At 77.2% G+C, this 12,691-nt stretch carries 7 protein-coding genes; 1 reads left to right on the forward strand and 6 read right to left on the reverse strand.

Annotation, left to right across the window (positions count from 1 at the left end):
- Positions 1-8 precede the first annotated feature (8 nt).
- Positions 9-599, reverse strand: a complete 591-nt coding sequence (locus tag AC0GKK_RS25990) for a GNAT family N-acetyltransferase (protein ID WP_073574529.1) — start codon at positions 597-599, stop codon at positions 9-11.
- A gap of 164 nt (positions 600-763) precedes the next feature.
- Here AC0GKK_RS25990 and AC0GKK_RS25995 point away from each other — a divergent pair, with 164 nt between their 5' ends.
- On the forward strand, positions 764-1,591 hold the full coding sequence (locus AC0GKK_RS25995; RefSeq protein WP_489882784.1) for a DedA family protein: 828 nt from the start codon (positions 764-766) through the stop codon (positions 1,589-1,591).
- A 24-nt stretch (positions 1,592-1,615) separates the two neighbouring features.
- Here AC0GKK_RS25995 and recD read toward each other — a convergent pair whose 3' ends face one another.
- The 5 genes from recD to AC0GKK_RS26020 all read right to left on the reverse strand — a co-directional run bounded on the left by recD (position 1,616) and on the right by AC0GKK_RS26020 (position 12,672).
- Positions 1,616-3,484 carry an exodeoxyribonuclease V subunit alpha gene (recD, locus tag AC0GKK_RS26000; protein WP_489882785.1) on the reverse strand — a complete coding sequence of 623 codons (1,869 nt, stop codon included), beginning with the start codon at positions 3,482-3,484 and terminating at the stop codon, positions 1,616-1,618.
- Positions 3,485-3,620: 136 nt separating this feature from the next.
- Entirely contained in the window at positions 3,621-7,106 is a 3,486-nt protein-coding gene (locus AC0GKK_RS26005; protein ID WP_405416650.1) for a UvrD-helicase domain-containing protein, read from the reverse strand.
- Positions 7,103-10,480, reverse strand: a complete 3,378-nt coding sequence (gene recC, locus AC0GKK_RS26010) for an exodeoxyribonuclease V subunit gamma (RefSeq protein ID WP_489882786.1) — start codon at positions 10,478-10,480, stop codon at positions 7,103-7,105. The genes AC0GKK_RS26005 and recC overlap by 4 nt, the downstream gene beginning before the upstream one ends.
- A 47-nt stretch (positions 10,481-10,527) precedes the next feature.
- Entirely contained in the window at positions 10,528-11,949 is a 1,422-nt protein-coding gene (locus AC0GKK_RS26015; RefSeq protein ID WP_489882787.1) for an SDR family NAD(P)-dependent oxidoreductase, read from the reverse strand.
- A gap of 63 nt (positions 11,950-12,012) precedes the next feature.
- Positions 12,013-12,672 carry a biliverdin-producing heme oxygenase gene (locus AC0GKK_RS26020; RefSeq protein WP_476651745.1) on the reverse strand — a complete coding sequence of 220 codons (660 nt, stop codon included), beginning with the start codon at positions 12,670-12,672 and terminating at the stop codon, positions 12,013-12,015.
- Between the last annotated feature and the right edge of the window lie 19 nt (positions 12,673-12,691).

Genomic DNA, 12,691 nt, shown 5'->3' on the forward strand with positions numbered 1-12,691 from the left:
CGCGGGGATCATCCCAGACGGGCGGGCCGGTCGAGCCGGTGCACGTGGGCCAGCGGGGGGTCGGCCGGGTTGTCCGGGGGCAGCTCCCCGGTCGCGACCCGGCGGAACCCGGCCTTCTCCAGCGCCCGGCACGACGCCCGGTTGCCCGCCGCGACCGGGACGACCACCGCCGTCGCCTCCGGGTAGCGCTCCCAGCCCTCGGCGACGGCGGCGGCGATGATCCGCGGGCCCAGCCCGCGCCCGGTCAGCTCCACCGGCCCGATGAGGTAGTCGACGGTCAGCGCACCGTCCGGGATCGTCAGGATCGGCGCGATCGCGGCGACCTCCTCGGGGTAGTCGTGCCAGCGGGCGCGCTGGACCAGCCCGACCGGGACACCACCGAGCTCGGCGACGAGGTCCTCGCCCGGTTCCTCGCCGCGCAGCCCCGCCCCGAAGTCGCGTTCGAGCGCCTCGTCGGTGGTCTCGTGGAACCACCACCGGTGCACGTGCGGCGCGGCCAGCCAGCGCCGCAGGAGGGCCAGGTCGGCCCGCACCAACGGGCGCAGGGTGACGGGGGCGTCGAGCGACGGCCCGTCGGCCGGTGTGACGGACGGCGGCACGGGCCGGAGCGTAGCCGCGCCGCGGCCCGCCGCCGAACGGTTTCCTCCTCCGCCCGGACGAGGACGGGGACGGTGGGCATCTCGTCCTCGCTGCGGATCCGGCCGGACCCCGGCCCGCCTAGGGTCGTGTTCCGATGGAACGCCATCGGACGAGGGGGACGACGATGACGAGCGACCACACCCGGGCGGCCGCACCGGCGGGGGACGGCGGGCCCGCCGCGGACCGCGGGGGCGGATCCGCCCCGGCCGACCCCGGAGCGGCTCCCGCACGGACCCGGTGGTGGCGGCGCGACTACAGCCCGGAGGAGATCGAGGCGGGCAAGCAGGCCTGGCGCGACGCGATGCCCTGGGACCACCCGATGTCGCGCGGCGACAAGGTGCTCGTCTTCTCCACGCTCGGCCTGCTCGTGTTCATGCTGGTGACGATGCCGCTGCGGCCGTTCCTGCTGGCGTCGCACCCGGTGTGGCTCGCCGCGGTCACCGGCAGCCTCTCCGCGGTCGGGGCGGGCGCGGCGTTCGCCCGTATCGGCGAGGCGGACCTGTGGGTCGTCATCACCGCCGGGGTGTTCGGAATGATCAAGTTCGACTGGCTGTTCTGGCTGGCCGGGCGCCGGTGGGGCGAGAAGATCGTCGCGCTGTGGGCGCCCGGTGACCTCGCGAAGCGGTTCGTCGGCCGGATCCGCAGCTGGCCGCGCTGGGCGATGCCGATCGCCGTCGTCGCGGCCGCGCTGCCCGGCATCCCGGCCGCCGCGGTGTTCGCGGTCGCCGGACTGGGGAGGATGCGGCTCGCGACGTTCCTGCTCTTCGACGCGATCGGCGCCGCGCTGATCACCGGGCTCGTCGCCGGGCTCGGGTTCGGCCTCGGACAGGACGCCGTCGACGTGGTGCTCGCCGTCGACAGGTACGCGTTGTGGATCAGCCTGGCGCTGGTCGTGTTCGTGTCGGTCCAGGCGGGCCGCAGGCAGAAGCAGCAGGCCCCGCCCACCGCGTGACAGTGCCCGCGCCGGCTCGGGACCTCAGGTCCCGAGCCGCTGCTGCAGGCCGCTCGCGCGCCCGGCCGGGCGGCCGATCGCGGCGCGTACCGCCTCCTCGGTCCCGATGATCCGCACGGACTCCTTGGCCCGGGTGACGGCGGTGTAGAGCAGCTCGCGGGTCATCAGCGGCGAGTCCGCGGGCGGCAGCACCACGGTGATCCGCTTGAACTGGCTGCCCTGGCTGCGGTGCACCGTCATCGCGTGGACGGTGCCGACGCCGCCGAGGCGTGCCGGTTCGAACGCGACCGGGGCGTTGTCCCGGGCGAACACCGCGCGGCGCCCCGACGCGGCCCGGACCACGACGCCGGTGTCACCGTTGAACAGGCCCAGGTCGTAGTCGTTCGTGGTGACCAGCAGCGGGCGGCCCGGGTACCAGGGGGCCTCGGCGGCGAAGCCGGGACGCTCGGTCTCGATCCACCGCTCGATCTCCGCGGTCCACCGGGTCACCCCGTGCGGGCCGCGGCGGTGCGCACAGAGGACGCGGTGGTCGTCGAGCACCCGCAGGGCCCGCTCGGCGTCCCCGGCCTCGGCGGCCCCGATCACGTCCACCGCGGCCCGGGTCACGTCCTGGCGGAACGTGTCCAGCCGGCGCGGCTCGAGCTCGGCCGCGTCGCCGTCGACGAAGGACAGGTCGGCCGCGCCGCGGCGCAGCAGCGCGACAGCGGCGTCGGGGTCGTCGCCCTGCACGGCCGCCGCGAAGTCCGCGATCGTGCCGCCGAAGCGCCAGTTGCGCTCCAGCCGCACCACCCCGTTGCGCACCACGGCGGGCGGGCCCGGCTCGGCGGGCGCGGGGGTGCCCGCGGCGCCGGAGGCCGGCACGGGCCGGTCCACGCGGAACGCCCCGCAGGCGCTCAGCGCGTCCTGCAGCGCGGGCTCGGCCCGGCCGCCCGCGGCGGCGAGGTCGCCGAGCACCGCACCGGCCTCCACCGACGCGAGCTGGTCCGGGTCCCCGACCAGCACCAGCCGGGCGTCCGGCCGGACGGCCTCCAGCAGCCGCGCCATCATCGTCAGCGACACCATCGACGTCTCGTCGACGACCACGACGTCGTGCGGCAGCCGGTTGCCCCGGTGGTGGCGGAACCGGCCCGAGGTGCCCCGCGAACCCAGCAGCCGGTGCAGCGTCGACGCCGTCGCCCCCGCGACGGCGGCCCGGTCGGTCTCCGGCAGCCGCCCGTGGGCCTCGGCGACGGACTGGGTCAGCCGGGCCGCGGCCTTCCCGGTCGGCGCGGCGAGCGCCACCCGCAGACCCGGCGCCCCGGGCGGGGCGGTCGCGCGGTGCAGGTCGTGCAGGACGGCGAGCAGGGCCGCGACCGTCGTCGTCTTGCCCGTGCCGGGGCCGCCGGCGATCACGGCGACCGGCCGCAGCGCGGCGACCGCGGCGGCGAGGCGCTGCCGTTCGGCGCCGGGGTCGCCGAGCAGCCGGTCCAGCGCCGCGCACAGCCGGTCCGGGTCGACGGTCGCGACCGGCCCGGCGCGCGCGGTGAACTCGCGGCGGACCAGCTCCTCCTCCTGCCAGTAGCGCTCCAGGTAGAGCAGGTTCCCGAGCAGGCGCAGCGGCCGCCCGGCGGGGCCGTCCTCGCCGACGGCGACCAGCGGGCTGTCCGCGCAGGCCGCGCGCCACGTCGCAGGCTCCGGCCAGGGCAGCCCGGACACGTCGACGGCGACCTCGCCCTCGCCCGCGGTCGTGGCCGCGGCGCTCGCCAGGTCCACGCAGACCGACCCGTTGCGGATCGCGCGCACGGCCAGCGCGGCGGCGAGCACCACCGGTTCGGGCTCGGCGGCGGCCGGGTCGTCGGCGGCGGTCGGGTCGCCGCGCCCGCCGAGGGCGGCGAGCCGCCGGGCGACGTGCACGTCGCCCGGCGCGAGGATCTCGGCCTCGTTGAACGCGGCGAGTACCCCGGTCGCGGTGCGGGCGGCCCGCGGACCGAACGGGTCCCGCTCGGGGCCGGGGGTGCCGTCGGCGCCGGGGTGGGGGGTGCGGTCGTCGTCACGGGGTGCCTCCGTCCAGCAGGTCCGACAGCTCCTCGACCAGGGCGGCGGGTGGCCGCCAGGCGAAGACGCCGCACGGCGCGGCCAGCGGCCCGGACCCGGTGACCGGGGTGTCCGGCCCGCACATACCGCGCAGGAACAGGTAGCCGACCCCGCCGAGGTGGGTGTCCGGGTCGTAGCCGGGCAGCCGCCAGCGCAGGTAGCGGTGCAGCGCGACGGCGTAGAGCAGCGCCTGGAGCGGGTAGTGCGCGTCGGCCATCGCCGTGGCCAGCCGGTCGGCGGTGTAGTGCGCCGCGGTCAGCGGGTCGCGCCCGGACGGGCCGACCGGGCCCAGCCAGTTCGTCTTGTAGTCCACGACGAGGAACCGCTCCCCGGCCCCGTCACGGACCCGCAGCACCGAGTCGATGCTGCCCGTCAGGTAGCCGCGCAGCTGCTGTCCGGCGAGGTCGGGGGAGTCGAGGAGGTCGGCGTAGCCGTGCAGCGGGTCACCGGGCCCGAGGTGCCTGCGGACGGCGGCGGCCAGCCCGGCCAGGGTGAGCCGCCCCGTCGGGGTGTCCCCGCCGCACAGCGGCAGCTCGAAGTCCAGCTCCGACAGCCGGTCGCCCGGCGCGACGTCGGCCAGTGCCAGCCCGGACGCGATCGGCCCGAGCGGGGTCCGCAGCACCGGGACGAGCGCGTCGGCGAGCTCGTCGGGATCGAGGTCGGCCGGCTGGTGGCGCAGCTCCTCGGTGACGTGGGCGACGACCTCGGCCCGCAGCGCGGCGTCGCCCTGGGCGGCCGTGCGGGTGTCGAGGTGCTCCAGCACGGCGTGCACCAGGGTGCCGAACCCGGTGCCCGAGGGCAGGTCGGCCATGGGGGAGGGGAACCCCGCGGGGCCGACTGCACCCGCCGTGGCGTCCCCGCTGGGGCCCGCACCGGGCAGCGGGGCGGGGTCGGGCTCGTCGACGATGCCCTCGTCCTCGGGCTCGGTCAGCACCCCGGGCGCGGTCGCGGCCGGCTCCGGGTCGGCGTCGACGGCCGGGTGCGGGTGGTGCGCGGCGTGCGCGGCCGCGGTCAGCGCGGTGTAGGACGTGCGCCGCCACGCGGTGTCCAGCGTGCGGGTGAACGTCGCGACGGCCAGCCCCGCGTCGGGCGGGACCGGGGTGCGGTCGGCGGGGTCGCGGTCGTGCAGGGTCTCCACCGACGCGCCGGCCGGGGCGAGCCGCTCCCGCAGGAACGCCAGCGCGTTCGCGTCGCCGGGGACCTTCGCGGTCGGTTCCGGCTCCGCGCCGGGCCCGGCGTGCCCGAACAGCACCCGGTGCAGCGACGCCGCCGCGGTCGTCGTCCCCGGGACCCACCAGGCGACGACCTGGCTGCAGGCGCGGGTGAGCGCCACGTACAGCAGCCGCAGGTCCTCGCCCGCCTCCTCGGCCTGGTGCAGCGCGGTGCGCCGGGTGCGGTCCGGCCCGGTGGACCCGCCGACGTCGAGCAGCCGGCGCTGGCCGTCGGCACCGGCCGGGGTGTCGTGGTAAAGCAGCGTCTCGGGCCGGTCGTCGACCCAGCGGTCCCACGCGAACGGCAGGTACACCACCGGGAACTCGAGCCCCTTGGACCGGTGCACCGTCACGATCTGGACGGCGTCGGCGTCGGACTCCAGCCGCCGGCTCCGCTCGGCGGAGGTGTCGCGGGCGGCCTCGCCGATCCGGTGCCGCAGCCACTCGGTGAGCGCCGTCGGGCCCAGGTGGCGTTCCAGCGCCGCGGAGTGCAGAACCTGGCCGACGTGGCGCACGTCGGTGAGGTCGCGTTCGCCGTCGGGGCTGCGCAGCAGGCGCTCGGCCGGGGCGTAGCGGGCGAACACGGCCTCCTGCAGGGCGGCGACCCCGCGCTCGGCGAGGACCTGGTGCCAGGCCCGCAGGTCCGCGCCGAGCTGGTCGACCAGCCTCTCGGCGTCGGGCCCGCACAGGTCGGCGACGGTGTGGCCGACGAACCGGGTCAGCGCTGCGGCGCGCAGCCGCATCGAGCGTTGCGGCTGCTCGACGGCCTCCAGCAGCGTCAGCCACTCCGCGGCGACCGGCGTGGTGAACACGCTGGTGGAGCCGGTGAGCACGGCGGGCACCCCGGCCTCGGCGCAGGCGTCGCGCACCAGCAGGCCCTGGGCGTTGGTGCGCACCAGCACCGCGACCTGCCCGGGGCGCAGTCGTCCCCCCGCGAAGCGGGCGGTGCCGTCGAGCAGCTGCGACAGGTCGACGGCGACGTCGCGCGCCACCACGGCGCGGGCGCCCTTGGCCCGGGCCAGCCCGCGCCCGGTCAGGTCGAGCCGGTCCCGGTCGACCAGCCGCAGCCGCAGGGGGGCGTCCTGGCGGGCGGTCAGCCGCCGCCCGGTGTGGTGGGCCCGGACCGGGTGCACGACGATCCCGGAGTCCCCGAGGGCGGCCTCGCCGAACACCCCGTCCAGCGCGGTGAGCAGGGCCGCGTCGCTGCGGCGGTTGGTCGAGAGGGTGCGCCGGGTCGCCGCCGCGTCGGCGGCCCGCAGGTAGCTGTGCACGTCGGCGCCGCGGAAGGCGTAGATCGCCTGCTTCGGGTCGCCGATGAGCACCAACGTGGTGTCGGGGGCGGAGTGGAACGCCAGGGAGAGGATCTCCCACTGCAGCGGGTCGGTGTCCTGGAACTCGTCGACGAGCACCACCGAGAACCGCGACCGCAGCCGGTCCCGGGCGGCGGGGCCGCGGACCGGGTCGCGCAGCGCCGCGGCGAGGCGGGTGAGCATGTCGTCGTAGCTGTAGATGCGCGAGCGCCGCTTGCGGGCGTCGACCTCGCGGCGCACCGCGGAGGCGAAGCCGTACCGGGTGGCGGCCGGGGTGGCCGGGTCGGCGTCGCGGGGCTCCAGCTCGGCCTGCGGGTCGCCGACGGCGCGGCGGGCCAGCGCCAGGGCCGCGGCCCGGTCGAACGCCGGGCGGCCGGCGTTCGGGGCGGCGTACTTGCGCACGTAGAAGTCGTCGACGACCTCGGTGACGACGTCGTCGACGTGGTCGACGAACTCGGCGTCCGGGTCGTTGTCCCCGGCCACGCCCAGGCCGGCCAGCATCTGCATGCAGAACTGGTGGGTGGTGGCGATCGTCGCCGCGTCGAACGACGCCGACGCCGTCGCCAGCCGGGCCCGCCGCCGCTCCAGCTCGGCCGGGTCGGTGGCGGCCAGGTGCGCGACCACGGGGTCGGCCTCCGGCGTCGGCGGGGTGGCGCCGGCGAGTACGGCGGCGAGCGCCCGCTCGGTGCCCACCAGCCGCTCCCGGACCCGCTCGCGCAGCTCCTGGGTGGCGTCGCGGCCGAAGGTGACCAGCATCAGCCGATCCAGGTCCGCGACGCCCTCGGCGACGTAGCGGGTCGCCAGCGCGGCGATCGTGTAGGTCTTCCCCGTCCCCGCGCTCGCCTCCAGCACGACGGTGCCGGACGGCAGCGGCCCGTCGACCTCGAAGGTCGGTGCCGACAACACGCTGGTGGTGGTCACGGCGCGTCCTGCCTCTCGTGGTCGAGCAGCGGTGCCCACAGCCGGACGGCGAGCTCCCCGAAGCGGGTGGGCTCCCCGCCGGACCCGGGCTCGGGACGGGTGACCAGCGGGCCGCCCGCGGACCCCCGGACGTAGACGTGCGGGGCCTCGGCGTGCTCGAAGCGCGACCACTCGCTCTCCGCAGCGGCGAACGCGTTGGCCGGGACCACCCCGCGGGCGCGGTTGCGGGCGTAGACGGCGGCGGCGTCGGTGGGCAGCGGCAGCGGTGCCCGCAGGCCCTCACGGCGCAGCGCGACCAGGTCGGCCAGGGTGCGGCGGGCCAGGCCGGGGTCGACCGGGCCGAGCACCGAGCGGGCGGCGCCGCCGGGGCCGCGCCCGACGGTCACCGCCGTCCAGGACCGGCCGGGGTGCGCGGCGCTGAGCGCGAGCAGCTGGACCCACGCCCGCAGCCGGTGCTTGGCCTTGAGCCGCGAGTACTCGACGCGCACCACGACGTCGCCGTGCAGGCCCGGCACCGTCCCCGCGACGGCGCGGCCGTCCTCGGGTGTGCCGGTGAGCTGCGCGACGAGGTCCTGCGAGCCCGCCTCACCGGTCGCGACCGCCGCGGCGACGGCGACCAGCGGCTCGACCTGCCCGCCGACCTCGGTGAGCACCCGGTGCCCGATCCCGCCCGGCGGGAGGTCACCGCGCAGCGTCTCGGCCCGCGCGACGGCCTGCGGTGCGGCCCCGGCGAGCCGGTCGGTCAGCAGCCGGTCCCCGATCTTCCAGGTGGCCAGGCCGTCGAGCTCGACCGGCAGCGCGTCGTCGGGCTCGACGTTCTCCTCCGGCGGCAGCACCCGCACCCGCTGGCGCAGGAACGCCCGCACCGGGTGCTCGACGAAGGCGACCAGCTCGTCGAGCTCGACCACCCCGTCCGGCGGGTCCTCCGGCGGAGGCAGCGGGTCCGCGCCGAACAGCGGGGTCACGGTGCGCGGCCTGGCCGCGGCCTCGGCGCCGCGCAGCGCGGCCCGGTCGAAGCTGAACGGTCCGGCGGCCAGCAGCGCGCCGGAGGTGAAGTTGCGCCGGTCGAACGGCTGCAACGGGTGCCGGGCCCGCAGGGCCTGCGACGCGGGCGTGCCGGTCCGGGTCCGCACGCAGGCGTCGATCGCGTCGCACAGCTCCCCGACCGGCACCGACGGCGGCCGGTCGGCGCCGGTGCGCTCGTCGGCGCCGGAGGACACCACGACCAGGTGCCGGGTGGCGGAGCAGAGCGCGTCGAGCAGCAGCTGGCGGTCCTCCCCGCGCGGGTCCCGCTCGCCGACGACCGGGTCGCGGGCCAGCACGTCGTCGCCGTCGGGGGCGCCGGCGCGGGGGAACACCCCGTCGTCGCAGCCCAGCAGGCACACGACCTTGTGCGGGACGGCCCGCATCGGCACCAGCGTCGCGACGGTCAGCGTGCCGGTCCGGAAGTTCGCCCGGCTGGGCCGCCCGCGCAGCCGCTCGGCGAGCAGGCCGCGCACGTCGGGCAGGTCGAGGTCGACGGTGGCGGCCTGCGGCCCCGCGGAGGCGACGACGTCGGCCAGCTCCGCCCGGGCCTGCCCGGCCTGCCAGGCGTCGGTCGGGGTGGTGTCGGTCAGTGCGGACAGCCCCTCGACGAGCGCGTCCACCCAGACCGACAGCGGCTGCGGGCCGCGCAGTGCACCGAGCACGGTCGCGAGCCGGTCGACGAACTCGGCGAGCCGCCCGACGAGGTCCACGTCGGAGGAGTCGACCTCGTCCAGCGGCAGCGCGGTGCCCAGCCAGGCCGGGGCGCCCGGCGTCTCGGCCATCGCGACGCCGACGAGCATCCGGTCCAGCCCGGCCCGCCAGGTGTTCTGCTCGATCCCGTCGAGCCGGTAGGGCCGCCGGTGCGCGGCGTCGAGCCCCCACCGGACCCCGGCCGCGGTGACCAGCTCGGACAGCCGCTCCAGCGCGTCGTCGTCGAAGCGGAAGCGGCGGCGCACGGGGGCGGAGGCGACCAGGTCGAGCACCTGGGAGGCGCTGACCCGGGACCCGGCCAGCTCCAGCAGCGACGACACCGTGCCCAGCAGCGGGTTCGCCTGGCGCAGGGCGCGGTCGGCCAGGCGAACCCGCAGCCGGTGCCCGGGGTGGAGCTCCTCGCGGGAGGGGCCGGCACCGTCGGGGACGTCCGCGTCCGGGGCGAGGCCGAACGAGGCGGTGATCAGCGGCGCGAACACCTCGATGTCCGGGCACATGACGATGATGTCGCGCGGCTCCAGGTCCGGGTCGGCGGCGAGCAGGCCGAGCAGCACCTCGCGCAACACCTCCACCTGCCGGTCCGGGCCGTGGCAGGAGTGCAGCGCGACGCTGCGGTCGTCCGCGTCGAGCAGGGGACGGTCCTCCGGGGCGGGCGGCACGGCGTCGTCGCGCAGGGCGGTCTGCAGGCGGCGCAGCAGGGTCGGCGCGCCGGTCCCGGCGGGGGCCGGGTGATGGGTGTCGGTCACGCCGGGCCCGGCCGCGGGGAGCCGCAGGGCCAGCTCCCGGGTGTCCCGGCCGAGCGAGCGCAGCAGCGGATGACGGACGGCCTCGGCGCTGGTGTCGGCGGCGCGCGAGGGCACCCCCGGTGTCCGCGCGGCGCGCACCGCCTCCCACATCGCCGGCGACGGGTGCGGCAGCCACAGGTGGACCTCCCGGTGCGCCGCGAGTGCCTCCAGGACGGTCAGGTGCTCGGCGGCCAGCCGGGTCGGGCCGAACAGCGACAGCCGCGGCCCGACCTCGGGGCCCGGGTCGGCGCCCCCGCGCAGGCGGGCCACCGCGTCGTCGAGGCGCTCGGCGGGACCGGGCACTCCGAGTGCGGCGTGCAGGCGGCGCCACAGCTCCGGCTGCCACACCAGGTCGGCGGGCACCGCGTCCTCCCCGGCGCGCCAGCGGCGCAGCAGCTCGGGACGGTGCGTGGCGTAGGAGCCGAACAGCCCGGCCAGCGTGCGGGCGAGCGCGTAGCGGCGGCCGCGCCCACCACGCTCCAGGTGCGCGGCGAGAGCGGTGAACCGGTCGTCCCCGGGTTCGGCGACGGCCTCGTCGATCAGCTCCAGCAGCGGCCACACCGACCGGCCGGGCGACCACGGGTCGGTCGCCGGGTCGGTGCCGGTGACGTGCGCGACGACCCCGCCGAGCAGCGCGGCCGGCGCCGGGAACCGGACGTTCGCGCAGACCCCGCCGCCACCCGTCCCCGCACCGAGCCGGTGCGCGAGCCGCTGGGCCAGCCAGCGCTCCACCCCGCGCTCGGGGACCGCGACGGTCTCGGCCGCGAACGGGTCGTCCGAGCCGGCCGCCAGGACGCCGGCGAGCGCCTCGACGAGGGTGTCGGCGCGTTCGGCCCGATGGATCTCCAGCACGGACCGCACGGTAGCGGCGACCCCCGACAGTGCCGGGTGAGACCCCTCTACCAGGAGGACACGCGGTAGTTCTTCAGGAACACTCCGTGCAGGTCCTCGCCGGCCTCCCCGGCGACGATCGGGTGGTAGACCCGGGCGGCGCCGTCGGCGAGGTCGAGCGGGGCGTGGAACCCCTCCTCGGCCAGGCGCAGCTTCATCGGGTGCGGGCGCTCGTCGGTGATCCAGCCGGTGTCCACCGCGGTCATCAGGATCCGGTCGGTCGCGAACATCTCGCCCGCGCTGGTGCGGGTCAGCATGTTCAGCGCGGCCTTCGCCATGTTGGTGTGCGGGTGCCCGGGGCCCTTGTAGCCGCGCCCGAACACGCCCTCCATCGCCGAGACGTTCACGACGTACTTGTTGCGCGCGCTCGACGCCGCCATCGCCGGGCGCAGCCGCGACACCAGCACGAACGGCGCCGTCTGGTTGCACAGCTGCACCTCGAGCAGCTCGAGCGGGTCCACGTGCTGGACGTGGTCGACCCAGCTGTTGACCGCTGCGGTGTCGGGCAGCAGCCCGCCCGCGTCGACCGCGGTGCCGGCGGCCATCCGCTCCGGCGACGCCGACCGGGCCGTCGTCGCCAGCGCGGCCAGGTCGCGCCCGCCCGGGACCGCCCCGGCCAGCAGGAGCGGGTGCTCGCGCGAGCCGCTGGTGAACGACACGATCTCCGGCAGCTCGCCCGCGGGCAGCTCCTCGTGCTCGGCGGCCTCCAGCGCGGAGTAGGAGCCGGGGGAGCGGCGCACCGTCTGCGCGGCGTTGTTGACCAGGATGTCCAGCGGTCCCGCGGCGGCGACCTCGTCGGCGACGGCGACGACCTGGCCCGGGTCACGCAGGTCCACCCCGATCACCCGCAGCCGGTGCAGCCACTGCGCCGAGTCGGGCAGCGCGGCGAAGCGGCGGGCGGCGTCGCGCGGGAAACGGGTGGTGATCGTGAGGTGCGCGCCGTCGCGCAGCAGCCGCAGCGCGATGTACATCCCGATCTTGGCGCGGCCGCCGGTGAGCAGCGCGCGGCGCCCGGACAGGTCGGTACGGGCGTCGCGGTGGGCACGGTGCGCGGCGGCGCAGTCCGGGCACAGCTGGTGGTAGAAGGCGTCGACGACGGTGTAGCGCGTCTTGCAGACGTAGCACCCGCGGGCGCGGTGCAGCGTCCCCGCGGTCGCGCCGGGGGTGGTCGACACCAGCGGGATGCCGGCGGTCTCGTCGTCGATGCGCCCGGCCGCGCCGGTCGCGGTGGCGGCGGTGACGGCCTCGTCGGAGGACTTCTCGGCCTGCCGCTTCTCGGCGCGGCGCCGCAGCCGCACCGACTTCCAGATCCCCGCGGTCGCCCGTCGGACGACCACGGCGTCGGGGTGTTCGGGTGGCAGCTCGTCGACCCGGGCCAGTACCTTCAGCGCGGTCGCGAGCTCGTCCGGGTCGATGCCGGGGCTGGACACCGGGACACTCCTGGGATCGGTGGTCGGGGGACGGGCGTCGATCCTAGTTCCCCCGATTCCGGCTCAGGACGCCAGCGGCTGCGCGAGCCCGACCTCCTGCGCCATCTCGGTGAGGACGGCGATGTTCAGCTCGAAGGCGTGCACCGCCTCGGCGAGCAGCCGCTCGCGCTGCGCCGGGGTCCAGGCCGCGTCGTCGAGCAGGGCGCGGTAGCGGGTCCGGAACGCCGACGGGCTGCCGAGGGCCCCGAAGTCGTAGAACAGCCGCCCGGGGCCGTCGATGCCGTAGGTGCGCTGCAGGATCTTCCCGACGACCTGGCCGCCGGCCAGGTCACCCAGGTAGCGGGTGTAGTGGTGGGCCACGAACAGCGCCGGGTCCGACGCCGCCTCGCGCAGCCGGGCGACGTAGGCCGCGGTGGCGGGGAGGATCCGGGGGACACCCCCGCCGAGGGCGTCCAGGTCTGCGTGCAGCGCGGGCACCCGGCGCAGCTCGTCGATCACGAACGGTGCCGCGACCGGGTCGGCGGCCAGGGCGTCCCCGGCCTCCTCCAGCGCGGTGTAGATCGCGACGTACTGCTCCGCGAGCAGGGTGTAGGCGTCCAACGGGAGATCACCGTCGAACAGCGCCCCGAAGTAGCTGCACCGGTGGGCCCGCTCGTGCACCGCCCAGGTGGCCTGGCGGAGATCGGCGGACAGCGTGCCCGTGATGGGGGTCGTGGCGTCCATCGGCCCTCCCGTGACGTGA

The organism is Pseudonocardia sp. P-1 (assembly GCF_058111925.1).

Bases quoted from the DNA above. Each gene is read 5' to 3' on its own strand.
- AC0GKK_RS25995 (WP_489882784.1), top strand. From the start codon at position 764: ATGACGAGCGACCACACCCGGGCGGCCGCACCGGCGGGGGACGGCGGG.
- AC0GKK_RS26020 (WP_476651745.1), bottom strand. From the start codon at position 12,672: ATGGACGCCACGACCCCCATCACGGGCACGCTGTCCGCCGATCTCCGC.